The 24108-nt window shown below is 73.7% G+C and carries 20 protein-coding genes and 1 riboswitch; of the genes, 14 read left to right on the top strand and 6 right to left on the bottom strand.

The features are described 5' to 3' along the window. Positions 1–144 precede the first annotated feature (144 nt). The 3 genes from AB0M39_RS16105 to AB0M39_RS16095 form a co-directional block, all read right to left on the bottom strand. On the bottom strand, positions 145–1509 hold the full coding sequence (locus AB0M39_RS16105) for a hypothetical protein (protein ID WP_365364573.1): 1365 nt from the start codon (positions 1507–1509) through the stop codon (positions 145–147). A gap of 200 nt (positions 1510–1709) precedes the next feature. Continuing rightward, positions 1710–2834, bottom strand: a complete 1125-nt coding sequence (locus tag AB0M39_RS16100) for an alpha/beta fold hydrolase (protein ID WP_365364571.1) — start codon at positions 2832–2834, stop codon at positions 1710–1712. Positions 2835–3485: 651 nt separating this feature from the next. Then, positions 3486–4148 carry a class II aldolase/adducin family protein gene (locus AB0M39_RS16095; protein ID WP_365364569.1) on the bottom strand — a complete coding sequence of 221 codons (663 nt, stop codon included), beginning with the start codon at positions 4146–4148 and terminating at the stop codon, positions 3486–3488. A 364-nt stretch (positions 4149–4512) separates the two neighbouring features. Between AB0M39_RS16095 and AB0M39_RS16090 the strand changes: the two genes are divergently transcribed. The 7 genes from AB0M39_RS16090 (at position 4513) to AB0M39_RS16060 (ending at position 13260) form a co-directional block, all read left to right on the top strand. Continuing rightward, the gene (locus tag AB0M39_RS16090) at positions 4513–5769 is read left to right on the top strand and encodes an inorganic phosphate transporter (protein ID WP_365364567.1); all 1257 of its coding nucleotides are present in this window, start codon (positions 4513–4515) and stop codon (positions 5767–5769) included. Positions 5770–5782: 13 nt separating this feature from the next. Next, positions 5783–6004 (top strand): hypothetical protein, encoded by a 222-nt coding sequence (locus AB0M39_RS16085; RefSeq protein WP_365364565.1) that lies wholly within the window; start codon positions 5783–5785, stop codon positions 6002–6004. A gap of 246 nt (positions 6005–6250) precedes the next feature. Then, a riboswitch (cobalamin riboswitch) is annotated at positions 6251–6383 on the top strand. 75 nt (positions 6384–6458) lie between these two features. Beyond that, positions 6459–7448 carry a cobalamin biosynthesis protein gene (locus AB0M39_RS16080; protein ID WP_365364563.1) on the top strand — a complete coding sequence of 330 codons (990 nt, stop codon included), beginning with the start codon at positions 6459–6461 and terminating at the stop codon, positions 7446–7448. After that, the gene (locus AB0M39_RS16075) at positions 7445–8986 is read left to right on the top strand and encodes a cobyric acid synthase (protein WP_365364561.1); all 1542 of its coding nucleotides are present in this window, start codon (positions 7445–7447) and stop codon (positions 8984–8986) included. The genes AB0M39_RS16080 and AB0M39_RS16075 overlap by 4 nt, the downstream gene beginning before the upstream one ends. 250 nt (positions 8987–9236) lie before the next feature. After that, entirely contained in the window at positions 9237–11285 is a 2049-nt protein-coding gene (locus tag AB0M39_RS16070; protein WP_365364559.1) for a putative cobaltochelatase, read from the top strand. Further along, positions 11285–11893, top strand: coding sequence for a cob(I)yrinic acid a,c-diamide adenosyltransferase (cobO, locus tag AB0M39_RS16065; protein WP_365364557.1), 609 nt, complete (start codon positions 11285–11287; stop codon positions 11891–11893). The genes AB0M39_RS16070 and cobO overlap by 1 nt, the downstream gene beginning before the upstream one ends. Continuing rightward, positions 11887–13260, top strand: coding sequence for a cobyrinate a,c-diamide synthase (locus AB0M39_RS16060; RefSeq protein WP_365364555.1), 1374 nt, complete (start codon positions 11887–11889; stop codon positions 13258–13260). Before cobO ends, AB0M39_RS16060 begins: the two co-directional genes overlap by 7 nt. A gap of 13 nt (positions 13261–13273) precedes the next feature. On the opposite strand, the gene AB0M39_RS16055 is transcribed toward AB0M39_RS16060, so the two are convergent. Next, positions 13274–14002 (bottom strand): ZIP family metal transporter, encoded by a 729-nt coding sequence (locus AB0M39_RS16055; RefSeq protein ID WP_365364553.1) that lies wholly within the window; start codon positions 14000–14002, stop codon positions 13274–13276. Between the two features lie 83 nt (positions 14003–14085). Here AB0M39_RS16055 and AB0M39_RS16050 point away from each other — a divergent pair, with 83 nt between their 5' ends. Both AB0M39_RS16050 and cobC read left to right on the top strand, forming a co-directional pair. After that, positions 14086–15621 carry a cobalamin biosynthesis protein gene (locus tag AB0M39_RS16050; protein ID WP_365364551.1) on the top strand — a complete coding sequence of 512 codons (1536 nt, stop codon included), beginning with the start codon at positions 14086–14088 and terminating at the stop codon, positions 15619–15621. Continuing rightward, entirely contained in the window at positions 15605–16660 is a 1056-nt protein-coding gene (gene cobC / locus AB0M39_RS16045; RefSeq protein ID WP_365364549.1) for an Rv2231c family pyridoxal phosphate-dependent protein CobC, read from the top strand. Before AB0M39_RS16050 ends, cobC begins: the two co-directional genes overlap by 17 nt. Positions 16661–16739: 79 nt before the next feature. Here the strand turns inward: cobC and AB0M39_RS16040 are convergent, their stop codons facing one another. Together AB0M39_RS16040 and AB0M39_RS16035 are read right to left on the bottom strand one after the other, a co-directional pair. Continuing rightward, positions 16740–17669, bottom strand: a complete 930-nt coding sequence (locus AB0M39_RS16040; RefSeq protein WP_365364691.1) for an SCO1860 family LAETG-anchored protein — start codon at positions 17667–17669, stop codon at positions 16740–16742. Between the two features lie 410 nt (positions 17670–18079). Then, on the bottom strand, positions 18080–19165 hold the full coding sequence (locus tag AB0M39_RS16035) for an amidohydrolase family protein (RefSeq protein ID WP_365364547.1): 1086 nt from the start codon (positions 19163–19165) through the stop codon (positions 18080–18082). A gap of 74 nt (positions 19166–19239) precedes the next feature. On the opposite strand from AB0M39_RS16035, the gene AB0M39_RS16030 reads away from it, so the two are divergent. The 5 genes from AB0M39_RS16030 (at position 19240) to thpD (ending at position 23994) form a co-directional block, all read left to right on the top strand. Then, positions 19240–20367 (top strand): aminotransferase class V-fold PLP-dependent enzyme, encoded by a 1128-nt coding sequence (locus tag AB0M39_RS16030; RefSeq protein ID WP_365364545.1) that lies wholly within the window; start codon positions 19240–19242, stop codon positions 20365–20367. A gap of 466 nt (positions 20368–20833) precedes the next feature. After that, positions 20834–21373 (top strand): diaminobutyrate acetyltransferase, encoded by a 540-nt coding sequence (gene ectA, locus AB0M39_RS16025; RefSeq protein WP_365364543.1) that lies wholly within the window; start codon positions 20834–20836, stop codon positions 21371–21373. A gap of 25 nt (positions 21374–21398) precedes the next feature. Continuing rightward, positions 21399–22667, top strand: coding sequence for a diaminobutyrate--2-oxoglutarate transaminase (gene ectB, locus AB0M39_RS16020; RefSeq protein ID WP_365364541.1), 1269 nt, complete (start codon positions 21399–21401; stop codon positions 22665–22667). A 29-nt stretch (positions 22668–22696) separates the two neighbouring features. Then, positions 22697–23095: an ectoine synthase gene (locus tag AB0M39_RS16015; RefSeq protein WP_365364539.1), complete on the top strand. Its 399-nt coding sequence runs from the start codon at positions 22697–22699 to the stop codon at positions 23093–23095. A gap of 2 nt (positions 23096–23097) precedes the next feature. Then, complete coding sequence (thpD, locus tag AB0M39_RS16010; protein ID WP_365364537.1) at positions 23098–23994, top strand: ectoine hydroxylase; 897 nt, start codon at positions 23098–23100, stop codon at positions 23992–23994. Positions 23995–24108 lie beyond the last annotated feature (114 nt).

Here is a 24108-nt window from a genome sequence, read left to right as displayed (position 1 = left end):
TTGGCGCCTGTCCCGGCCGAGGCCCCCGCCCCCGGTTCCGGCCCGGTTCTGCCTCGGTTCTGGCCGGTTCTGGCCCGGCTCCGCCTCGGTTCCGCCTTGTCCGTCGCCACTGCGCCGGCGTCGCGTCCCGCCGTGGCGCCGGTGCTACACCCCGCCGGTGTGCACCTGGAACGCCGCCCGGCGCACGGCCTTGGCCAGGGCCGGGTCCGGGTGCGCGGCGGCCAGGGCGACCAAGACCTGCACGGTGCGCGGGTGGCCTCCGGACCGGACCTCCTCGATGAGCGCCGGGACCGTGCCCTGCACCGCGGAGTCCAGGTGGCGCAGCAGGAGCTGGGGCTCGCCGTGGTCGGCCACGGCCGCCGCGGTGTCCACCCAGAGCCAGGTCGCCTCTTCGCGCGTGAGGACCTCCGCCGCCTCGTCGGGGTCCGCGCCGTCGTACTCCGCGAGCCAGAGCAGCGCATAGGGGCGCAGGGACGGCTCGTCGGCCGCGGCGCGGACCTCCGCCTCGGCCGGGGCGCCGACGACCCGCAGCGCCTCGAAGGCGAGGCCGCGCAGCAGGGCGTCCTCGCCGCGGGCGACGGCCAGGAGTTCGGCGACGGCGCTGGAGACGGTGCGGGCGGCGAGCCAGGCGCGGTACTCGGCGCGGGCGGGCCCGGGGGTGAGGCGGGCGCAGCCGCGGAGCATGTCCTCGGCGGGCTGCTCGATATTGCCGGCCGGGCTCTGGGCGGCGACGCAGATCTGCTCGAGCTTGACCCAGACCGCCCAGTTGCCGAGCGGGGTGAGCGTGGCCTGGCCCGGGCCGAGGGTCAGCGCGCCGACGGCGGTCAGGCCCTCCAGGGCCCAGTCGAGCAGGGGGGCGACGGACGCCTCGACGCTCTCCTGCCGCGGGGTCTCCTGCGCGGTCTGCGGGTCGTTCGCGGGCGGCTGCGGCGCCTCTTGGGGGCCGTACGGGACCTCGCAGCGCTCCTCGCGCAGTTCGGCGACGCGCTGCTGGAGCAGGTCGAGCAGGGCCGGTACCAGCACGGGGCCGGCCGACAGCTGAAGGAGGGAGAGCATCTGGGGCACGGCCTCGACGACCTCGGCGACCGCCGTCGGGGCGACGTCCGCGGGCGTGGGGTGGACCAGCGACCAGGCGTCGAACAGCGCGACCCAGCCGCGCAGCACGGCCATGTCGTCGCGGTCCCAGGCGCGCAGCCGCCAGCCGGGGCGGGCGGTGTCGCCGTGCAGCTCGACCAGGCCGGCGAGGCGGGCGCGGTCCCATCCCGTGCGCACCTGAAGCGGCGTCAACTCAAGGGCCGCCGCCGCACGCTCCTGCGCCTGCTCGGCGAGCGGGGCGGCGCCGGGGTCCTTGCCCCATAGCCCCGCGGCGACGGGAGGCGTCCCCAAGGCGGCCCAGCGGGCGATCCGTACAGCGTCGGCGAGGACCGTCCGAGCCTGGCGCGCCAGCTCCGCGGGGGGCGGAGTGCCCTCCGGCGGACGGGGGGCAGGCCGGGTTCGGGGTGTGGTCACGGCCCGCCTGGCGGTCGCCAGCGATCGGGGGCGGACAAGACGGAGTCTGGAGTTGCGCGCCAATTGCTCATCAGGCTTTCGGGACGTCACAGGGAGCAGTCTTCCCGCTGACAGCCCGAAAGCCCAAACGGAACCTGACAGAACCTGACGGAACCGGGCGATCCGGTTAGCGGATCGGTGCGCTCCGGGTGCGTCCGGGATCACATCAAGGGGGTGAGGAAGCGGCGCAGGGCCTCTTCGTAGCGCGCGGGATCGGCGTTCCACATGGCCGCGTGCGGGGCCTGCGGGACGGTGTGCAGGCTGATCAGTTCGGGGCGGCGGGCAGCGAGTTCGCGGGAGGGCTGCCAGGGGGCGAGGGTGTCGTCGGGGCCGTGGAAGATGAGCGTCGGGACGCGGAGGGCGTCCGGGGACGCGGCTTGCGTCAGACGGTCGCCGTGGAGGCCGGTCCTGCCCTGGGCCGCCCGGACGGCGAGCGGCAGCAGGGGGCCCGGGGTGCGGCGGGCGGCCAGGGAGCGCAGGGTGGCCTCCCAGTCCAGGACCGGGGAGTCGAGGACGAGTCCGCTGATCCGGTCGCGCAGGGCTGAGTTGGCGGCGGCGTGCAGGGCCATGGACGCGCCGGTGGACCAGCCGTGGACGACGACGCGCTGTGCGCCGTAGCGCATGGCGTAGCGAATGGCCGCGTCGAGGTCGCGCCACTCGGAGTCGCCGAGGTGGCCGAGGCCGTCGGGCGACCTGGGCGCGCCGAGGTCGCCTCGGTAGCCGATGTCGAGCACGGGGAAGCGGTGGGCGTGCAGGAACGACATGACGTTCATCGGGTGTTCGCGGGTCGCGCCCAGGCCGTGCACGGCGATCACCCAGGTCTTGCGGTCGCCGGGGACGAACCAGGCGGGGAGCCCGCCCAGTTCGCCGGGGATCTCGACGTCGCTGTGCTTCAGGCGCAGCGCGGTGTACGGGTCGCCGCTGTGCACCTGCGGGGTGAGCCGTACCCGGCCGCCGGACACGAGGCTGCCGTGGCTGATGCGCTCCAGGCGGCGCACGACGGTGTCGGCGGCGTGCGGCACATGGTCGAGGACCCGGCCGACGACGGCGTGGACGTCGCCCCCGTCGAGTCCGTAGGTGCCGGGCCGCAGCGAGGCGAGGCTGCGGGTCAGGGTCACCCGCCCGGACTCGGCGGCGTGCACGGTCAGCCGGGGCTCCCCGGGCAGGGGCCGGCCGGGGACCGCTTTGAGGGCGGCGTCGCTCGCGTAGCGGCCGGCGGCGATCGCGGCCGCGCCGACCCCGATGAGAGTGGTGACGGCTGCTGCCGTCGCGGTTACCGGGCGCACCGTTCCAGTGTCGGCACGCACGCGCCCCGCGGCCAGTGGGCGATGGCCGGGGGTGTCCGCGGAACGGCCGGATAGCAGCGGGAGGGAAGGGCCGCGCGGGCCGACCCAGGCAGCCGGGGTGCGCCGCCGGCGGCGGGCATCGCGCGGGCCGGGCGGATCAGACGTTCAGCCTCGCGAGTCGCCGGCGGCGGGCAGTCGCACGGACCGTGCGGTCAGGGGGCTGACCGTCGACGAAGGACGGTCGCACAGACCGGGCGGTTCAGCCGGGGCGGGCCATCGGCAACCGACGGCCGGGCTGGCCGGGGCAGCCATCGGCAGTGGACGGTCACGCGGACGGCCGCGCATGTCTGGCGGGCCACAGGCTCTCAGCCTGGCCGAGCCACCATCGGCGGCCCGCCCGCGGCGCGGACGCGGCAGCCGGGCGTTCGCACAGACCCAGCGGTCAGCCAAGACCGGCCATCGGCGGCCGACAGCTGCGGAGCAGCCATCAACTGTGGACGGTCACGCGGGCCAGCCGGGGCAAGGCAGTCCGGCGTACGCACAGACCGGCGGGTCATCGGCGGCCGCAGGCCAGCCGTCGCCGTCCACCGCCGCGCCCCCGCCCATCCCCCCGCGTCGGCTCGCCACCCGTTCGCGGCCGAGCAGCGGAGGCTACTTCGTCGGGCCGTAGCCCCGGAGCTTCGCTCCCGCCTCGGCGAGCTGGGGCTCGGTGAGCAGCGACGGTGTGTGGCCGGGCACCGACGACGCCGTCAGCCAGAGTTCGCAGATCGCCTCCAGCTGGGCCGTGCGGTCGTACGCCTGCTGGAGGCTGTCGCCGTACGTGATCGTGCCGTGGTTCTGCAGGAGGCAGCCGGTGCGGTCGCGCAGTGCGTCGCGCATGTTCGCGGCCAGTTCCTCCGTGCCGTACAGGGCGTACGGCGCGACCCGGACCGGGCCGCCCAGGATCGCGATCATGTAGTGGATCGGCGGGAGCTCGGCGACGAGGGTGGAGACGGCGGTGGCGTGCGCCGCGTGGGTGTGGACCACGGCGCGGGCGTCCGTGCCGCGGTAGACCTCCAGGTGCAGCGGCAGCTCGCTCGTGGGGCGGAACTCGCCGAGCACCTGGTCGCCGTCGAGATCGACGGCCACGACGTCCTCGGGGGCGAGCCGGTCGTAGGGGACTCCGCTGGGGGTGACGAGGACGAGGTCGCCGACCCGCACCGAGACATTGCCCGAGGTCCCCACCACGAGACCCTCGGCCGCGGTCCTGCGCGCCGTCGCCACGAGGTCCTGCCATGCCTGCTCGATCGCGTCCTGCCGCACCTGATCGGTCATATGAACGATCCTGCCAGGCGGCCGATGGCGGAGCGCGGCCACCGTCGAGGCCAAAAGGTGATCAAGGTCTCCTCGAACTGTCATGAAAGCCGCTTCTCGCCCTCGCTCAACTCCCCCGGAGCGGAGCCGTCGACGGGCCGGCGCCTCGTCCGCGCCGCGCCGTGACCCGTGCGACTGCTGAGCCGTCGCCGCCCGGACGCGCCCCGCGCCCTCACCCGGGCACACTCCCGCCCCTTCGGCCACTGGCAAGCGGAGCCATGAATCCTCACTCCAGGACACCACCAGGTCCGCCCTAGTTCACCTTCCGTTCACTCAGGTTACGTACGTTCACCGGGCCACTGACGTCAAACGATTGCCTGGGTAAATGGAACACATCTCCTTGCTGCTCGCGATTGTGATCGTGACAGCGCTCGTGTTCGATTTCACGAACGGTTTCCACGACACCGCCAACGCGATGGCGACGACCATCTCGACCGGCGCCCTGAAGCCCAAGACCGCGGTGGCCATGTCCGCCGTGCTCAACCTCGTCGGCGCGTTCCTGTCCGTTGAGGTCGCCAAGACGATCTCCAGCGGCATCGTCACAGAAGCAGGCATCACCCCAGAAGTGATCTTCGCGGCGCTCGTCGGCGCCATCCTCTGGAATCTCCTGACCTGGCTGATCGGTCTGCCGTCCAGCTCCTCGCACGCCCTCATGGGCGGTCTGATCGGCGCCACCATCGCGTCGGTCGGCGTCAGCGGGGTCAACGGCGGCACCGTCGTCACCAAGGTCCTCATCCCCGCGATCGCGGCTCCGCTGGTCGCCGGCCTCGCCGCGTACCTCGCCTCCCGGCTGACGTACAAGATCGGCAAGAACGCCGACCCGAAGGCCACCAAGAAGGGCTACCGCGCCGGACAGATCACCTCGGCCGGCCTGGTCTCCCTCGCGCACGGCACCAACGACGCTCAGAAGACGATGGGCATCATCACGCTGGCGCTCGTCGCCGGCGGCGTGCTCTCCCCCGGCTCCAACCCGCCCATGTGGGTCATCCTCGCGGCCGGCATCGCCATCGCGCTCGGCACCTACCTCGGCGGCTGGCGCATCATCCGCACCATGGGCAAGGGCCTCACCGACCTCCAGCCGCAGCAGGGCTTCGCCGCCCAGACCAGCGCGGCCAGCGTCATCCTCGCCTCCTCCAACCTCGGCTTCTCGCTGTCGACCACGCACTCGTGCTCCGGCGCGGTCATGGGCGCCGGCCTCGGCCGCAAGGGCGGCGTGGTCCGCTGGTCCACCGCCACCCGGATGTTCGTGGCCTGGGGTCTGACCCTGCCGGCCGCCGGTCTGGTCGCCGCGGGCTCGGAGTTCGTCACCAAGCAGGGCGACTGGGGCGTCGCGGCCGTCGCGGTCTTCCTCGTCGCCTCGTGCGCCGCGATCTGGCTGGTCTCCCGCCGCCAGGTCGTCGACCACAACAACGTCAACGACGTCGAGTCCGGCGACGCCGAGCCCGCGGGCGTCGTGACCACCGCCATCGCGGCCGTCACCCCGCCCCCGGCGGGCACGCCCGCCCAGGAATCGCCCGCCCCGGAATTCAAGACCACCATCCCCGCTCCGGCCACCGAGCCGGCCCCCGCGGCCTCGGTGTAAGGACAGATCACCAATGAAAATCGACTGGGCAGCTCTCGGCTCCGTCTTCGGCGTGAGCCTCTTCGCCACCGTCGCCCTCGTGGGTCTGTTCACCCTGGGCATCGTGGGCCTGACCAAGCAGGAGGCGGCCGCCGCACAGGGCGGCTCCGCGGTCCTGGCGCGCACCGGCGCGTACGCCTGCTTCGCGCTGTGCGCGGCGGCAGTGACGTTCGGCATCTATCTGATCGTCGTCTGACGCCTTCTGATCGTGGTCTGACGCCCCGCGATCGCCTTTCCGATCGTGGGGCTGACGCCCCGCGATCGCCCCTCGCACCACCGGCCGGGCCGGGCGCCCTTCGGGTGTCCGGCCCGGCTTTTCTGGCCGCCGGCGCCTGCCGGGACATACGGGCGCCGGTTTTCCGCGCCCGGCGCTCAACCGCCCGCGTGTGTGCCCCAACACACTCCCTCATCGCAGGTCAAAGGCAGGTTGACGGGTGTTCGCGCACCGTGGTGGACTGCCGAGGCCAGCTACGGCGGCAGAAGAGGAAGCCGGTGCGAATCCGGCGCGGTCCCGCCACTGTGACCGGGGAGTCCATCCCCGGGAGCCAGGAACTCTCGCCGCCCGACACGTCGAACCAGGGCGCGGACACCCTGAGTGAGGACAAATTTCTCCATGAAGGTCGTTCGCGGCGAGACGCCGGCCTGAACCCATGCGTGCCGACCGTGAATTCGTGTACGGCGCCGCCGCCGGGCTCGTCGGCGACCTGCTGCTCGGCGATCCCCGCCGGGGGCATCCGGTCGCCGCTTTCGGGCGGGCCGCCGGCGCCGTCGAGCGTGTCCTGTGGCGTGACCACCGCGGCTGGGGCGTGCTGCACACCGCCCTGTGCGCCGGGGGCGCCGCGGGCGGCGCCCTCCTCGTCTCCCGAGCTCTGCGCGGCCGCGGCGCCGCCTCCGTCGCGCTGACCGCCGCCGCCACCTGGGCCGTCGTCGGGGGCACGTCCCTCGGCCGCGAGGCGCGGGCCGTCGGCGGCGCGCTCGCCGCCGGGGACCTCCAGGCCGCGCGGGAGCGGCTCCCCCATCTGTGCGGGCGCGACCCGCAGGCCCTGGACGAGCAGCAGATCGCGCGCGCCGTCGTGGAGTCCGTCGCCGAGAACACCTCCGACGCCGTGGTCGGCGCGCTGGTGTGGGGCGCGCTCGCGGGCGTGCCCGGCCTGGTGGGGTTCCGGGCGGTCAACACCCTGGACGCGATGGTCGGGCACAAGTCGCCGCGCTACCGGCGGTTCGGCTGGGCCTCGGCGCGCCTCGACGACGTGGCCGGCTGGCCCGGCGCCCGGCTCACCGCGGGGCTCGCGGTCCTCGCGGGCGGGGACGCGCGCGGGGCCGTACGGGCGTGGCGGGCCGACGCCGACAAGCACCCGAGCCCCAACGCGGGCCCCGTGGAGGCCGCGTTCGCGGGGGCGCTGGGCGTGCGGCTGGGCGGCGCCCTCTCGTACGGCGGACGCGTCGAGAACCGGCCCGTCCTCAACGGCCGGGGCCGCCCGGTCGAGTTCGGCGACATCGAACGCGCGGTGCGCCTCTCGCGCCGCGTCGGCTGGCTGACGCTGGCGGCCTGCGCGGCGGGCCGCGTGGCGGCGCACGCGCTCGGGAAGACCCGAGGCGGCGCGGAAAGTCCATCGGCACGGGCGAAGGGGCGGGCATGAGCAGGCGCAGGGGCGGCGGCCTGCTGGTCGCCGGAACGACGTCCGACGCGGGCAAGAGCGTCGTCACGGCGGGCATCTGCCGTTGGCTGTCACGCCAGGGAGTGAAGGTCGCGCCCTTCAAGGGCCAGAACATGTCGCTCAACTCCTTCGTCACCCGCGAGGGCGCGGAGATCGGGCGGGCGCAGGCCATGCAGGCGCAGGCCGCGCGCGTGGAGCCGAGCGCGCTGATGAACCCCGTGCTGCTCAAGCCCGGCAGCGACCGCTCCAGCCAGGTCGTGCTGATGGGCAAGCCGGTCGGCGAGCTCAGCGCACGCGGCTACCACGGCGGCAGGCAGCAGGCGCTGCTGGGCACCGTCGTGGAGTGCCTGGAGGAGCTGCGGGGCACATATGAAGCCGTGATCTGCGAGGGGGCGGGCAGTCCGGCCGAGATCAATCTGCGGCGTACGGACATCGTGAACATGGGCATCGCACGGGCCGCGCGCTTCCCGGTCGTCGTGGTCGGGGACATCGACCGCGGCGGGGTCTTCGCGCAGTTCTTCGGCACGACGGCGCTGCTCGGCCCCGAGGACCAGGACCTGGTCGCCGGCTATCTGGTCAACAAGTTCCGGGGCGATGTGACGCTGCTGGAGCCGGGTCTCGACATGCTCCAGCAGCTCACCGGGCGGCCGACGCTCGGCGTGCTGCCCTATGCGCACGGACTCGGCATCGACGAGGAGGACGGGCTGCGCGTGTCCCTGCGGGGCGCGGTCCGCGAGTCGGTCGTCGCGCCGCCCGTCGGCGAGGACGTGCTGCGGGTCGCCGTGTGCGCGGTGCCCCTGATGTCCAACTTCACCGACGTGGACGCGCTGGCCGCGGAGCCGGGCGTGGTGGTGCGGTTCGTCGACCGCCCCGAGGAGCTGGCCGACGCGGACCTCGTCGTCCTGCCCGGCACGCGCGGGACCGTGAAGGCGCTGGCGTGGCTGCGCGAGCGCGGGCTCGCGGACGCGATCGTGCGGCGCGCCGCCGAGGGCCGGCCGGTGCTGGGCGTCTGCGGCGGCTACCAGGCGCTGGGCCGACACATCGTCGACGACGTCGAGTCGAAGGCAGGGGCCGTGGACGGTCTCGGCGTGCTGCCCGTACGCGTCCGGTTCGCGGCCGAGAAGACCCTGGCGCGGCCGGTCGGCAAGGCGCTCGGCGAGCGGGTGGAGGGGTACGAGATCCACCATGGCGTCGCCGAGGTCCTGGGCGGCGAGGCGTTCCTCTCCGACGACGACGGACGGAGTCTGGACGGCTGCAGGGTCGGCGCCGTCTGGGGCACCCACTGGCACGGCTCGCTGGAGAGCGACGGCTTCCGCCGGGCGTTCCTGCGGGAGGTCGCGGCGGCGGCCGGCCGGCGCTTCGTGCCCGCCCCCGACACCTCGTTCGGCGCCCTGCGCGAGGAGCAGCTGGACCGCCTCGGCGACCTGATCGAGGAGCACGCCGACACGGACGCGCTGCTGCGGCTGATCGAGAACGGCCCGCCGCAGGGTCTGCCGTTCGTGCCGCCGGGGGCGCCGTGAGCGCCGCCGGCCGCGGTACCCCCGCGTGGGCGGGGAGCACACAGTCCGTACGGCCGGGCGCCTCGCTGTGCCCGGACCGTCCCCGCCAGAGCGGGGCCGCCGCCGTCGACATCGCTCCACACGACCTCGCACCGCACGACTCCACACCGCACGACATCGCACCGCACGACATCGCTCCACACGACCTCGCACTGCACGACCTCGCCGACGTGCTCGTTCACAGCACTTCCCTCGAAAGGGGTACCCGTTAATGGCCTCGGCTCCCTACCCGTTCACCGCCGTCGTCGGCATGGACGACATGCGGCTGAGCCTGCTGCTCAACGCCGTCTCGCCTGCCATCGGCGGGGTGCTCGTCCGCGGCGAGAAGGGCACGGCGAAGTCCACGATCGTGCGCGGCCTCACCGCCCTGCTGCCCGTCATGGACGTGGTCGCGGGCTGCCGCTTCTCCTGCGCGCCCGAGGCCCCGGACTCGCAGTGCCCCGACGGGCCGCACGAGCCCGGGGCGAACGCCTCGCGGCCGACGCGGATGGTCGAGCTGCCCGTCGGCGCGTCCGAGGACCGGCTCGTCGGCGCGCTGGACATCGAGCGGGCGCTCGCCGAGGGCGTGAAGGCCTTCGAGCCCGGGCTGCTGGCGGACGCGCACCGCGGGATCCTCTACGTCGACGAGGTCAACCTCCTCCACGACCACTTGATCGACCTGCTGCTCGACGCCGCCGCCATGGGCTCCTCGTACGTCGAGCGCGAGGGCGTCTCCGTACGGCACGCGGCCCGCTTCCTGCTCGTCGGGACGATGAACCCCGAAGAGGGCGAGCTGCGGCCCCAGCTGCTGGACCGGTTCGGCCTGACCGTCGAGGTCGCCGCGTCCCGCGAGCCCGAGCAGCGGGTGGAGGTGGTGCGCCGCCGGCTCGCCTACGACGACGACGCGGCCGACTTCGCCGCCCGCTGGGCCGAGGAGGAGACCTCGCTGCGGGAGAGGATCGTCGCCGCGCGCGAGCTGCTGCCGCAGGTGGCGCTCGGGGACGCGGCGCTGCTCCAGATCGCCGCGACCTGCGCCGCGTTCGAGGTCGACGGGATGCGGGCGGACATCGTGATGGCCCGGACGGCGACCGCGCTCGCCGCGTGGGCCGGACGCACCGACGTCACCTCGGAGGACGTACGGCAGGCCGCGCTGCTCGCGCTGCCGCACCGCAGGCGCCGCGCGCCCTTCGACGCGCCGGGCCTCGACGAGGACAAGCTCGACGAGACCCTGGACCAGTTCAAGGGCGAGGACGCGCCGGACGACGATCCGGACCCGGACCCGGGTCCGGGCGACGGCGGGCCCGGCGGCGGCGGAGTGCCTCCGCAGGGCGAGGGGCCGGACGCGGCACCCGACGGCGCCCAGCCGGACGATGTGCCCGAGGCCCCCGAGGCCCCCGCTCCCGCGCCGCAGCAGGAGCCGAGCGGCAGCGGCGCCGGCGAGCGCGCCGCCGTCAAGGCCGCCGAGCCGTTCCGTACGAAGGTCCTCAGCGTGCCCGGACTCGGCGAGGGCGCGGCCGGCCGCCGCTCCCGGGCCCGTACCGAGCACGGGCGCACGACCGGATCCCAGCGGCCCCGGGGCACGCTCACCAAGCTGCACCTGACGGCGACCGTGCAGGCCGCCGCGCCGCATCAGAGGGCACGCGGGCGCTCCGGGCGCGGCCTGGTCGTACGGCGCGACGATCTGCGGCAGGCGACCCGCGAGGGCCGCGAGGGCAATCTGGTCCTCTTCGCCGTCGACGCGTCCGGGTCCATGGCGGCCAGGCAGCGGATGAGCGCCGTCAAGGGCGCGGTGCTCTCGCTGCTGCTGGACGCCTACCAGCGGCGCGACAAGGTCGGCCTGGTCACCTTCCGGGGCAAGGACGCCGAACTGGCGCTGCCGCCGACGTCGTCGGTGGACGCGGCGGCGGCGCGCCTGGAGCAGCTGCCGACGGGCGGGCGCACGCCGCTGGCGGCCGGGCTGCTGAAGGCGCACGACGTGCTGCGCGTCGAGCGCCTGCGCGACCCGTCGCGCCGGCCGCTGCTGGTGGTCGTCACGGACGGGCGCGCCACCGGGGGCGGCCAGGACCCGGTGGCGCTCGCAGCGCGCGCGGCGCGGCTGCACGCGGCCGACTCCGTCGCCTGCGTCGTCGTGGACTGCGAGACGGGTCCGGTCCGGCTGGGGCTCGCCGGGTCGCTCGCCCGCGAACTGGGCGGCACGGCCGTCACGCTGGACGAGCTGCGGGCCGACTCGATCGCCGGGCTGGTCAGAGAAGTACAGGGAACGTCGAGGAGGGCCGCTTAATGCCGCAGGGACAGCCGAGCATCGTGCCGGACGACGGTCTCACCACCCGTCAGCGCCGCAACCGGGCGCTGGTGATGGTGCACACCGGCGTCGGCAAGGGGAAGTCGACGGCCGCGTTCGGGATGGCGCTGCGCGCCTGGAACCAGGGCTGGCCCGTCGGGGTGTTCCAGTTCGTCAAGTCGGCGAAGTGGAAGGTCGGCGAGGAGAACGCGCTCAAGGCCCTCGGGGAGACCGGCAAGGGCGGCACGGTCGCCTGGAACAAGATGGGCGAGGGCTGGTCGTGGATCCAGCGCGCCCCTGCCGAGGGCGAGCAGTCCCACGAGGACAAGGCGCGCGAGGGCTGGGAGCAGGTCAAGCGTGATCTGGCAGCGGAGACGTACGGGTTCTACGTCCTGGACGAGTTCGCGTATCTGCTGCACTGGGGCTGGATCGACACCGCCGAGGTGATCGAGGTGCTGCGCGACCGGCCCGGCAAGCAGCATGTGGTGATCACCGGCCGCAACGCCCCGCAGGAGCTGATGGACTTCGCGGACCTGGTGACGGACATGTCGAAGGTGAAGCATCCGATGGACGCCGGTCAGAAGGGGCAGCGGGGCATCGAGTGGTAGCACGTCTCGTCGTCGCCGCGCCGTCCTCGGGCGCGGGCAAGACCACGGTCGCGACCGGCCTGATGGCCGCGTTCGCCGAGCGTGGCCTGGCGGTGTCCCCGCACAAGGTCGGCCCCGACTACATCGATCCGGGCTACCACGCGCTGGCGACCGGCCGGCCGGGCCGCAACCTCGACGCGTACATGTGCGGCACGGATCTGATCGCGCCGCTCTTCGCGCACGGGTCGCGCGGCTGCGAGCTGGCCGTCGTCGAGGGCGTGATGGGCCTGTACGACGGGGCCGCCGACCAGGGCGAGCTGGCGTCCACGGCCCAGGTCGCCAAACTGCTCAAGGCCCCCGTGGTGCTGGTCGTGGACGCGTCGTCGCAGTCCCGGTCGGTGGCCGCGCTGGTGCACGGCTTCGCCTCGTGGGATCCCGAGGTGCGGATCGGCGGGGTCATCCTCAACAAGGTCGCCACCGACCGGCACGAGCATCTGCTGCGGGAGGCGCTCGGGGGCTCGGGGGTCCCGGTCCTCGGGGTGCTGCGCCGGGCGCCGGCGGTGGCCACGCCGTCGCGGCATCTGGGGCTGGTGCCGGTCGCGGAGCGGCAGGCCGAGGCGGTGGCGGCGGTGCGGGCGCAGGCGGAGCAGGTGCGGGCCGGGTGCGACCTGGAGGCGCTGCTGGCCCTGGCGCGCAGCGCACCGGAGATCGCCGGGGAGGCCTGGGACCCCTCGGGCGCCGCCCCGGACCCGGCCGCTCAGGCGCCTCAGAGCGTGGACCGGCCCGTCGTGGCCGTCGCCGGCGGGGCCGCGTTCACCTTCTCGTACGCCGAGCACACCGAGCTGCTGGCGGCCGCCGGGGCGCAGGTCGTCGCCTTCGACCCGCTGCGCGACGAGAGCCTGCCCGACGGGACGAGCGGGCTGGTCATCGGCGGCGGCTTCCCCGAGGTGTACGGCGCCGAGCTGTCCGCCAACGCGGCCCTGCGCAAGGCCGTCGCCGAGCTGGCGCACTCGGGCGCCCCGATCGCCGCGGAGTGCGCGGGGCTGCTGTATCTCGCGCGCTCGCTGGACGGGGCGCCGATGTGCGGGGTGCTGGACGCCGAGGCGCGGATGTCGCAGCGGCTGACGCTGGGCTACCGGGACGCGGTCGCGGTGAGCGACAGTCCGCTGGCCGCGGCCGGGACGCGGATGCGCGGGCACGAGTTCCACCGCACGGTGATCGAGCCGGGCGCGGGCGACGTGGCCGCGTGGGGGCTGCGGCAGCCGGAGCGGCGTCTGGAGGGCTTCGTGCAGCAGGGCGTGCACGCGAGCTATGTGCACACGCACTGGGCCGCGGCGCCCGCCACGGCGCGGCGGTTCGTCGAGCGGTGCCGGGACAGCCGGGGGTGAGAGCGGCGTGACCTCATTCGGCGAGCCCGACGACCAGCCAGATGAAGGCGACTCCCCCGACCGTGCACAGCAGGGTGGAGCGGGCCGGGTGGTCGTGGTGGGCCTCGGGGAGGATCTCCGCCGCCGCGAGATAGAGCAGGGCGCCGCCGAAGAAGCCGAGGTAGCTGCCGAGGAATTCCTGCGGCATCGTGAAGAAGAGCGTCGACGCGGCGCCGACGACCGGTGCGAACGCGGCGGCGACGAGCATCGCGACCGCCTTCTTGCGGGTGTTCCCGTACAGGCTGGCGATCGTGTACGTGTTGAACCCGTCGGCGAAGTCGTGGGTGATCACCGCGAGCGCCACGGTCGCGCCCATTCCGCCGCCCACCTGGAAGGCCGCGCCGAGCGCGACGCCGTCCATCAGGCTGTGGCCGACCATCGCCGCGGCCGCCGTCAGCCCTACCTGGGGCGCGCGCTCGCCCGGCCCGTGCGCTCCGTGGGCCGCCTGGCGAACGGCCAGCAGCCGCTCCACCAGGTGCGCCACGAGGAAGCCGCCGACGAAGAGCAGCAGGGCCTGCGGCACCCCGAACACCTCCTGGCCCGCCGCCTCCAGGGCCTCGGGCAGCAGCTCGAGGCCGACCACGCCGAGCATCAGGCCGCCCGCGAGGCCCAGCACGAGATGCCGGCGGTCGGTGACGCGCTGCGCCATCCACCCGCCGAACAGCGTCATTGCGAACGCGCCGAGCGCGACGAGCACCGCCATGGGCCCTTGCTAGCGGATTGACCCGCCTCTTCGCACACTCACATCCTGTCCGTCACCCGATTGCCCCGAGAGGAGCCGCCGTCATGAGCGCTGTGCCCTGCGACCAGCCGTACGACAAGCCAGACCCCGTGCCGTACGACCAGCCGTACGACACGCCCGACCCCGTGCCCGGCCGCGCGCTGCTCGTCGTGGGCGTCGGCGCCTCGACGGGCGTCGGCCTCGACGAGGTGCTCGGGCTCGTCGAGTCCGTTCTGCGGGAGGCGGGGCCGGACGCCGGCCGGGTCGTGGAGCTGGCCACCGTCGAGGGGAAGGCGCACGAGCCCGGGATCGCCGGGGCGGCCGAGCGGCTCGGCGTCCCCTTGGCGACGTACCCGGCCGAGCGGCTGGCCCGCGTCCGGGTGCCGAATCCGTCCGGCGCCCCGCTCGCCGCGCACGGCACGCCGTCCGTCGCGGAGGCCGCCGCGCTCGCGGGCGGCGGCGAACTCCTCGTCCCCAAGCGGAAGTCGGCCCCCGAGGGCCGGCCCGCGATGGCGACCTGCGCACTCGTGCGCAGAGGCCGGCCGGCAGCGCCGCCGGCTCGCCCGAGGGAATCGGCCCGGCCGAGCGGCCGCGGCGGAGTGGATCCGGCGACGGTGGACATGATGACGGTCGTGGCGGTCGGCAGCGCGGCCGCCGCATCCCCGCCGGACGTCTCGCTGCGCCACCCCCCACATCTAGGAGTACGCGTGACTTCTCCTCCCGCACTGCTGATCGCCGAGCACGGCGGCCGCGACGGCGCCGGGGCCGACGGCTTCTGGGACTTCGTACGGGAGGTGGGGCGCCGCCACCCCGGACTCCCGGTCGTGGGCGGCTATGTCGACCCACCACCGCGTTCGCCGTCCCCACCATCGCCATCGCAGTCGCTCTCGCCTTCGGCGTCGGCGCCGTCGTCGGCGTCGCTCGGGGACGCCGTCGCGGAGCTCGTGGAGCGGGGCGTGGAGCGCTTCGCCGCGGTGCCGCTGACGCTGGCGCCCTCGCAGCGGGCCGAGAGCGCCGTCCCGGCGGCGCTGACCCGCGAGGTGGAGCGGCGCCCGGAGCTCTCGTACGCCTGCGGCCGTCCGCTCGGGCCGCACCCGGCGCTGCTGAGCGTGCTGGCACGGCGGCTCGACGAGGCCCTCGGCGCCGCGTCCCGCAGACCCGGGGACCGCGCCGAGGTGACCGTGCTGCTGGTGGGCCGCGGCGGCGACGCGGACGCCAACGCCGAGGCGGCCAGGGCGGCGCGGCTGCTGTGGGAGGGGCGGGGGTACGCGGGGGTCGAGACGGCGTTCGCGTCGCTCGCGGCGCCCGATGTGCCGAGCGGGCTCGACCGGTGCGTACGGCTGGGGGCCCGCCGGATCGTCGTGCTGCCCTACCTGCTGTTCGCGGACGCGCTGGTGGAGCGCGTACGCCAGCAGGCACAGGGCTGGGCGGCGGCGCACCCCGAGGCCGAGGTGGTGCAGGCCGAGGTGATCGGACCCGCGGAGGAGCTGCTGGACCTGGTCATGGAGCGCTACCACGAGGCCCTCGCGGGCGAGCGCCCCGACGGCGAAGACATCCGTACCCACCGACCCCTCGACGGCAGCCATGTACACGCACACTGACGCACACGACCTGCGGCACCACGGTGACGCGGAGGTACGGGACGCGGCGCTCACCGACCTCGCGGTCAACGTCCGCGCCGACACTCCCCCGGACTGGCTGCGCGAGCGCATCGCCGGCTCGCTGACGGCGCTGGCCGCCTATCCGGACGGCCGGGCGGCGCGCGAGGCGGTCGCCCAGCGGCATGGGCTGCCGGTGGAGCGGGTGCTGCTGACGTCCGGGGCGGCGGAGGCGTTCGTCCTGCTGGCGCGGGGTCTGACGGTACGTCACCCCCTGGTCGTGCACCCGCAGTTCACCGAGCCCGAGGCGGCGCTGCGGGACGCGGGGCACGAGGTGGCGCGGCTGCTGCTGCGGGAGTCGGACGGGTTCCGGCTGGATCCCTCGGCGGTCCCGGACGCGGCGGATCTGGTGGTGGTCGGCAATCCGACCAACCCGACGTCCGTGCTGCACCCGGCCGAGGACATCGCCCGGCTCGCCCGGCCGGGGCGGACGCTGGTGGTCGACGAGGCGTTCATGGACGCGGTGCCCGGGGAGACGGAGGCGCTGGCGGGGCGCACGGACGTGCCGGGGCTCGTGGTGCTGCGCAGCCTGACGAAGACCTGGGGCCTCGCGGGGCTGCGGATCGGCTATGCGCTCGCGGCCCCGGAGACGATCGCGGCGCTCGAGCGGGCCCAGCCGCTGTGGCCGGTCTCGACGCCGGCGCTGGCCGCGGCGCAGGCGTGCATGGAGCCGGCGGCGCTGAAGGAGGCGGAGCAGGCGGCGCTCGCCGTCGCCGCGGAGCGGGCTCATCTGCTGGCGGGCCTGGCGGAGTTCGACGAGGTCACGGCCGTGCCGTCGGCACAGGGCCCGTTCGTGCTCATCCGCGTCCGCCGCGGCGCCGAGGTCCGCGAGCGCCTGCGCGGCCTGGGCTTCGCGGCCCGCCGGGGCGACACCTTCCCGGGCCTGGGCCCGGACTGGCTGCGCCTCGCGGTCCGCGACAGGGCGACGACCAACCGCTTCCTTCAGGCGCTGGACCAGTCGCTGACGATGGTTGGGGCGTAGCGGGCACGGGCTGGGGGGAGCGAGGCGGACCCGCCTCGCTCCCCCTTCTCCCCTTCGTCCCCCTCCCCCGGGCCTGGCTTCAGCGGCGGGCCCTGACGCGGGCCAGCAGGAGGGCGGTGCCTCCGGCGGCCAGCAGCAGCACCGCGCCGCCCGCGAGGTAGGGCGACGTCGAGTCGCCGCCCGTCTCCGCGAGGCGGGAGTCGCCCGGCTCCGCGGCCGACTGGGCCTGGACGCCCGGGCTCGGCTCCGCGGACGGATCGGCGGACGGATCGGCCGCGTCGGGGGCCTCGGGCGACTCGCAGGAGGCCGCGACGAGGGTGACCGTGCCCGTGACCTCGGCGACGTTCAGCTTGAGGGGGTTCAGCGAGACCTTCAGCTCCAGCGCGGTCGCCGCGGCCGTACGGGAGGTGGTGTGCGTCTTGGACAGGTCGAGCGTGACCTCGCCGACGCCGGGCGCCTCCACGCGCGTGACCCCGCCGGTCGAGAGCGTCACCTTCTTGCCGAGCGCCGTGACCTGACCGAGCAGATTCGACTCGGCCACCGGCTGCCGCCCCGCCTCGCAGACCGCCTTCGAGGTCGCCTTCTCGACCTCGACCAGCGAGAGCAGCGGCAGCCCGGGCACATGGACCTCGGCGCGCGCGAGGCTGGAGTGCGCCTCGGCCCCCTTCCGGTCGGCGGTCGCCTTCGCGCTCGCCGCGTCCGCGCGCAGCACCTGCACGGGCTTGCCCTTATCGACTCCGTCCACCCGCACGGTCAACGCGGTCTTCTCGGCGCTCGCGGGGGCGCGCACCTCGTTGAGCGAAACCTTGAGCGGGACGTTGACGGTCTTGTTGAGCAGGGAGACGTCGAGCCCGGTGCGGAGCACGACCGCGTCCGCCGTGCCCTTGCCGCCGCCCCCCGCGGCGTGCGCCGGGGCGGCGAACGCCGCGGGTCCTGCGGCCAGCGCTGCCGCGGCCAGGGCCGCCGTGCAGCGGCGGGTGCGGGCGCGGACGTGGGCGTGTGCGGGCATGCGGAAGGCGTTGCTGTTCACGGTGGTGGAACCCCCACTGAGACATGGCGTCGCCCCTCCGCCCCACGGGGACTCGTGGGCGGCGGCGACTGGGACACCGGAATCTTTACGCACTGAGAGTGAACCGACAGATACCTGGCGTGAGTTCACCCCAAAGTGAGGTTTCCGCGCTCGCATTCGATTGTCGACGCACGGGTGTTCCTGGAAGCGGCCCCCTCAGCGGCGTACAGGTCGTGCGCCGGTCCTACCGGCGTCCTACCGGCGGGATCGTGCGTGAAGTGCTTCAACGATCTGCGCGGGGCGCGCGTCACGCTCGGTCAACACGGCGACGGCCCGGCCGACTTCCCAGCCGGCCGCGCGTCCCGCTCCCGGCGAGGCGCCGCGACCCGGCGCCGCGCGCCCGGCGCCCCTCAGCCGATCACGCGCCCGTTCAGGATCACCCGTCGCGGCGCGGCCAGCACCCTGACGTCCGCCCGCGGGTCCTCGTCGTACACCACCAGATCCGCCGGAGCGCCCTCCTCCAGCGCCGGGCGGCCCAGCCACTTCCGCGCCCCCCAGGTCGTCGCCGACAGCGCCTGGAGCGGCGGGATGCCCGCCTTCACCAGCTCGGCCACCTCGGCCGCCACCAGACCGTGGGCGAGCGAGCCGCCCGCGTCCGTGCCGACGTAGACCGGGATCCCGGCGTCGTACGCCGAGCGGATCGTGTCGTACCGGCGCTCGTACAGCCGGCGCATATGGGCCGACCAGTCGGGGAACTTGGCCTCGCCGCCCGCCGCGAGGTCCGGGAACGTGGCGATGTTGACCAGCGTCGGCACGATCGCCACGCCGCGCTCCGCGAAGAGCGGGATCGTGTCGTCGGTCAGGCCGGTCGCGTGCTCGATGCAGTCGATGCCCGCCTCGACCAGGTCCCGCAGCGCGGCCTCGGCGAAGCAGTGCGCGGTCACGCGCGCGCCGAGCCGGTGCGCCTCGGCGATCGCCGCCTCGACCTCGCCGCGCGGCCAGCAGGCGGTCAGGTCCCCGGCCTCCCGGTCGATCCAGTCGCCGACGAGCTTGACCCAGCCGTCGCCGCGCCGCGCCTCTTGCGCCACATAGGCGACGAGGTCGCCGGGCTCGATCTCATGGGCGAAGTTGCGGATGTAGCGGCGGGTGCGCGCGATATGACGGCCGGCCCTGATGATCTTCGGGAGGTCCGTGCGGTCGTCGACCCAGCGGGTGTCCGCGGGAGATCCGGCGTCCCGGATCAGCAGCGTGCCCGCGTCCCGGTCGGTCAGCGCCTGCTTCTCGCTGGTCGCCTCGTCGACGGCGCCATGGTGGTCGAGCCCGACATGGCAGTGCGCGTCGACCAGCCCCGGCAGCACCCAGCCGCTCACCGCGACCGCCTCCGAGCGCGGCCGCTCGAACGTGATCCGGCCGTCCACCGCCCACAGCTCGTCCCTGACCTCGTCGGGACCGACGAGCACCCGCCCCTTCACATGCAGCACCACGTGATCGCTCATGCCCAGCACTGTACGAGCCCCTGGGTACGCTCGGCTCGGACCCCCGAAAGCACCGTTGTGAAGAGAGCCTCGCCGTGACGCACCCCCTCCTCGACCTGCCCCCGCTGACCGCCGCGCACTTCGCGGCCGTCGAGGGGCGGGTCGCCGCCCTGCTGGACACCGAGCAGGACGTGGTGATCATGCAGGGCGAGGCGCTGCTGCCCCTGGAGGGCTGTATCCGGGGCGGCGCGAGGCCCGGTTCGACCGCGCTGAACGTGGTCACCGGGCCGTACGGGCAGACCTTCGGGAACTGGCTGCGCGACTGCGGGGCCGCGGTCGTGGACCTCGACGTCCCGTTCCACGCCGCGGTGAGCGCGGAGCAGGTCGAACGGGCGCTGGCCGCGCACCCGGAGATCGACTTCGTCTCCCTCGTGCACGCGGAGGCGGCGACCGGCAACACCAACCCGGTCGCCGAGATCGGCGAGGTCGTACGGGCGCACGGCGCGCTGTTCATGCTGGACGCGGTGGCCTCGGTGGGCGCCGAGCCGCTGCTCCCGGACGCGTGGGGCGTCGACCTGTGCGTGATCGGCGCGCAGAAGGCGATGGGCGGGCCGGCCGGGGTGTCGGCGGTGTCGGTGAGCGGGCGCGCCTGGGAGCGGATCGCGGCCAACCCGGCCGCGCCCAGGCGTTCGTACCTCTCCCTGCTCGACTGGAAGGAGCGCTGGATCGACGGCGGGCGCAAGGCGCTGCCGCACGCTCCGGCGCAGCTGGAGATGCTGGCCCTGGAGGCGTGCCTGGCGCGCATCGAGGCCGAGGGGCTGGAGGCGGTGACGGCCCGGCACGCCTCGGCGGCCGCGGCCACGCGGGCGGGCGCGGCGGCGCTGGGCTGCGGTCTGGAGCCGTACGTCCACGACGCGCGGGACGCGGCGCCGGTGGCGACGACGCTGCGCACGCCGGCCGGGGTCGACGCCTGCGAGGTGGTCGCGCACGCGCTCGCGGCGGATCCGTCGGCGCCGCTGATCGCGGGCGGCGGGGCGCTGGCGAAGGAGATGATCCGGGTCAACCACTACGGCGCCGACGCGACGCGCGAGGCGGTCGAGTCGTCGCTGGCGGCTCTGGGGGCGGCGGTGGGGACGGTGTCGGGGCGAGTCTCGGGGGCGGGCAGCGCGGGGGCGGCGGACATGGAGGCGGCTCGGCGGGCGGTGGCGAAGGCGTGGGGCTGAGGGGCCTGAGGGGTCTCTCCCAGGCCGCTGCCCCGGAGCCCGCGCCTCAAACGCCGGCGAGGCCGGGTTCCGGGGCTCCGCCCCGGGCCGCGCTCCTCAAGCGGAGGGGCCTGAGCGGCCCGCTGAACCAGGATTTCCGCGCGGGTAAAGTCCGCGTGAATTCAAAAACCAATACGCATTTCTAATAGAGGCAGCTTCCCCTATTCGTCTGCCCCGTCTCCGCGGACCTAAACGCCAAGATTTCAACAAGGATCGAACCGCATAATTCGGGCGTATCTCGGATCGGTTACGGACGTGTGACCTACTCCACAGGCAGACCGTTTCGTCCCTTATTTCCGGTACAAATCACCACACTTCACCCCCGAGACTGCCTAGCGCACATGCCCGCGCGATAACACAAAGCCTCTCTCCACCCAACCCCTTCCCTCGATGCATTTTCTGAATTTGCTGGGTAAATTTCCTCGACATGACCGCCGCACAAGAAGACCTTGTACGTGCCCCTAGCGAATTCACGCAGATCGACAGCCCACGAGTGGAGGACGGAGCCGCGATCTGGCGCATTGCCCGCGACTCCGAGGTGTTGGACCTCAACTCCTCGTACAGCTATCTGCTGTGGTGTCGCGACTTCGCCGCCACCTCGGTGGTGGCGCGCGGCGCCGACGGCGCCCCCATCGCCTTCGTGACGGGCTATGTCCGCCCCGACCGCCCCGAGGCCCTCGTCGTCTGGCAGGTCGCCGTCGACCGGGAGCACCGCGGCCGGGGGCTGGCCGGCGTGCTGCTGGACGCCTTGACCGCGAGGACGGTCGGCGCGCGCGGCATCCGCGAGATCGAGACCACGATCACGCCGGACAACACCGCCTCCGACCGCCTCTTCACCTCGTACGCCGAGCGCCACAGCGCACCCCTGGAGCGCGAAGTCCTCTTCGACGCCGCCCTGTTCCCCCAGCAGGACGCGGCGACGCACCAGCCAGAGGTGCTGTACCGCATCGGCCCCCTCTCCGCCTGACCCCCACACCCCTGGAGACAGAGCTATGACCATCACCCCGCCCGCCCTGAGCGTCTTCGAGACCCTTGAGTCGGAGGTTCGCAGCTACTGCCGCAGCTGGCCCGCCGTGTTCGACCGTGCGCAGGGCAGCTATCTCCACGACGAGGACGGCCACTCCTACCTCGACCTCTTCGTCGGCGCCGCCTCGCTCAACTACGGGCACAACAACCCGGTCCTCAAACGCGCCCTGATCGACTACATCGAGCGCGACGGCATCGTCCAGGGCATGGACATGGCCACCACGGCCAAGCGCGCCTTCCTGGAGACGTTCGAGAACGTGATCCTGCGCCCGCGCGATCTGCCGTACAAGGTCATGTTCCCCGGCCCGACGGGCACCAACGCGGTCGAGTCCGCGCTCAAGCTGGCCCGCAAGATCAAGGGCCGCGAGACGATCGTCTCGTTCACCAACGGCTTCCACGGGATGTCGCTCGGCGCGCTCGCCGTCACCGGCAACTCCTTCAAGCGGGGCGGCGCCGGAGTCCCGCTGTCGCACACCGCCGCGATGCCGTTCGACAACTACTTCGACGGCCAGGTCCCCGACTTCCTGATGTTCGAGCGGATGCTCGAGGACAGCGGCTCGGGCCTGGACAAGCCCGCCGCGGTCATCATCGAGACCGTCCAGGGCGAGGGCGGCGTCAACGTCGCCCGCGCCGAGTGGCTGCGCGAGCTCGAGCAGCTCTGCCGCCGCCACGACATGCTGCTGATCGTCGACGACATCCAGATGGGCTGCGGCCGCACCGGCGCCTTCTTCTCCTTCGAGGAGGCCGGGATCACGCCGGACATCGTCCTGCTGTCGAAGTCCATCAGCGGCTACGGACTGCCCATGTCGCTCTGCCTGTTCAAGCCGGAGCTGGACGTGTGGCAGCCGGGCGAGCACAACGGCACCTTCCGCGGCAACAACCCCGCGTTCGTCACCGCGACCGCCGCGCTCAACACGTACTGGACCGACGGCCAGATGGAGAAGCAGACCGTCGCCCGCGGCGAGCAGATCGAGCGCGCGATGCTCGCGATCGTCGACGAGCTGGACGGCGTCGGCGTGAGCTTCCGCGGCCGCGGCCTGGTGTGGGGCATGGAGTTCGAGGACAAGGCCCGCGCAACGGCCGTCTGCCGCCGCGCCTTCGAGCTGGGGCTGCTCCTGGAGACCTCCGGCCCGGACAGCGAGGTGGTCAAGCTCCTGCCCGCGCTCACCATCACGCCCGAGGAGCTGGACGAGGGCCTGCGCATCCTGGCCCGGTCCGTGCGCGAGACCGCCTGACACCCGAAGCAGAAAGGCAGCACCCCACCGTGATCGTCCGATCGTTCAAGGACATCGAGAACACCGAGCGCCATGTGAAGGCCGCGTCCGGCACCTGGGAGAGCAAGCGCATCGTGCTCGCCAAGGAGAAGGTCGGCTTCTCCCTCCACGAGACCGTGCTCTACGCGGGCACGGAGACGTCGATGTGGTACGCCAACCACATCGAGGCCGTCCTGTGCGTGGAGGGCGAGGCCGAGCTCACCGACGACGAGACCGGCGAGACCCACTGGATCGAGCCCGGCACGATGTACCTGCTGGACGGCCACGAGCGCCACACCATGCGCCCCAAGACCGACTTCCGCTGCATCTGCGTCTTCAATCCGCCCGTCACCGGACGGGAGGACCACGACGAGAACGGCGTCTATCCACTGCTGACCGAGGAGGGCTGATCATGACCACCGCCGTCGTACGCACCGACCACTATCCGACCCGTGGCGCGACCGAGGTGACGACCCCGCGCCGGGACCCGGTCGTCTGGTCCTCGCCGGGCGCTCCCGGTCCGGCAGAGCCGTCCGACCTGATGAGCTTCGAGCGCGACGGCTTCCTCGCCGTCGAGGAGCTGATCACCGAGGACGAGGTCGCGCTCTACCGGGGCGAGCTGGAGCGGCTGATCGCCGACCCCGCCGTGCGGGCCGACGAGCGCTCGATCATCGAGCCGACGTCGAGGGACGTGCGCTCGGTCTTCGAGGTGCACAAGCTGAGCGAGATCTTCGCGCAGCTGGTGCGCGACGAGCGGGTGGTGGGCCGGGCGCGGCAGATCCTCGGCTCGGACGTGTACGTCCACCAGTCCCGTGTCAATGTGAAGCCGGGCTTCGGCGCGTCGGGCTTCTACTGGCACTCGGACTTCGAGACCTGGCACGCCGAGGACGGGCTGCCGAACATGCGCACCGTCTCGGTCTCGATCGCGCTGACCGAGAACCTCGACGTCAACGGCGGGCTGATGATCATGCCCGGCTCGCACAAGACGTTCCTCGGGTGCGCGGGCGAGACGCCGAAGGACAACTACAAGAAGTCGCTGCAGATGCAGGACGCCGGCACGCCCTCGGACGCCGCCCTGACGCAGTACGCCGACCGGCACGGCATCAAGCTGTTCACCGGCAAGGCCGGTTCGGCGACCTGGTTCGACTGCAACTGCATGCACGGCTCCGGGGACAACATCACCCCGTATCCGCGCAGCAATGTCTTCATCGTCTTCAACAGCGTGGAGAACACCGCGGTGCAGCCCTTCGCGGCGCCCGTGCCGCGTCCTGAGTTCATCGGGGCGCGGGACTTCACTCCCGTGCGGTGACAGGCGCGGGCGGGGGGGGGGGGGGGGGCGGGGCGGCCGCGCCGCCCCCCCCAAGTAGGATTTCCTGGCCCGTGGAGACTGGGGCGCGCGGGCGGGGAGGCCGGGGGCCCGGCC

The organism is Streptomyces sp. NPDC051907 (genome assembly GCF_040681075.1).
GTDB lineage: Bacteria > Actinomycetota > Actinomycetes > Streptomycetales > Streptomycetaceae > Streptomyces.
This window is presented reverse-complemented; position numbering and strand designations above follow the sequence as displayed.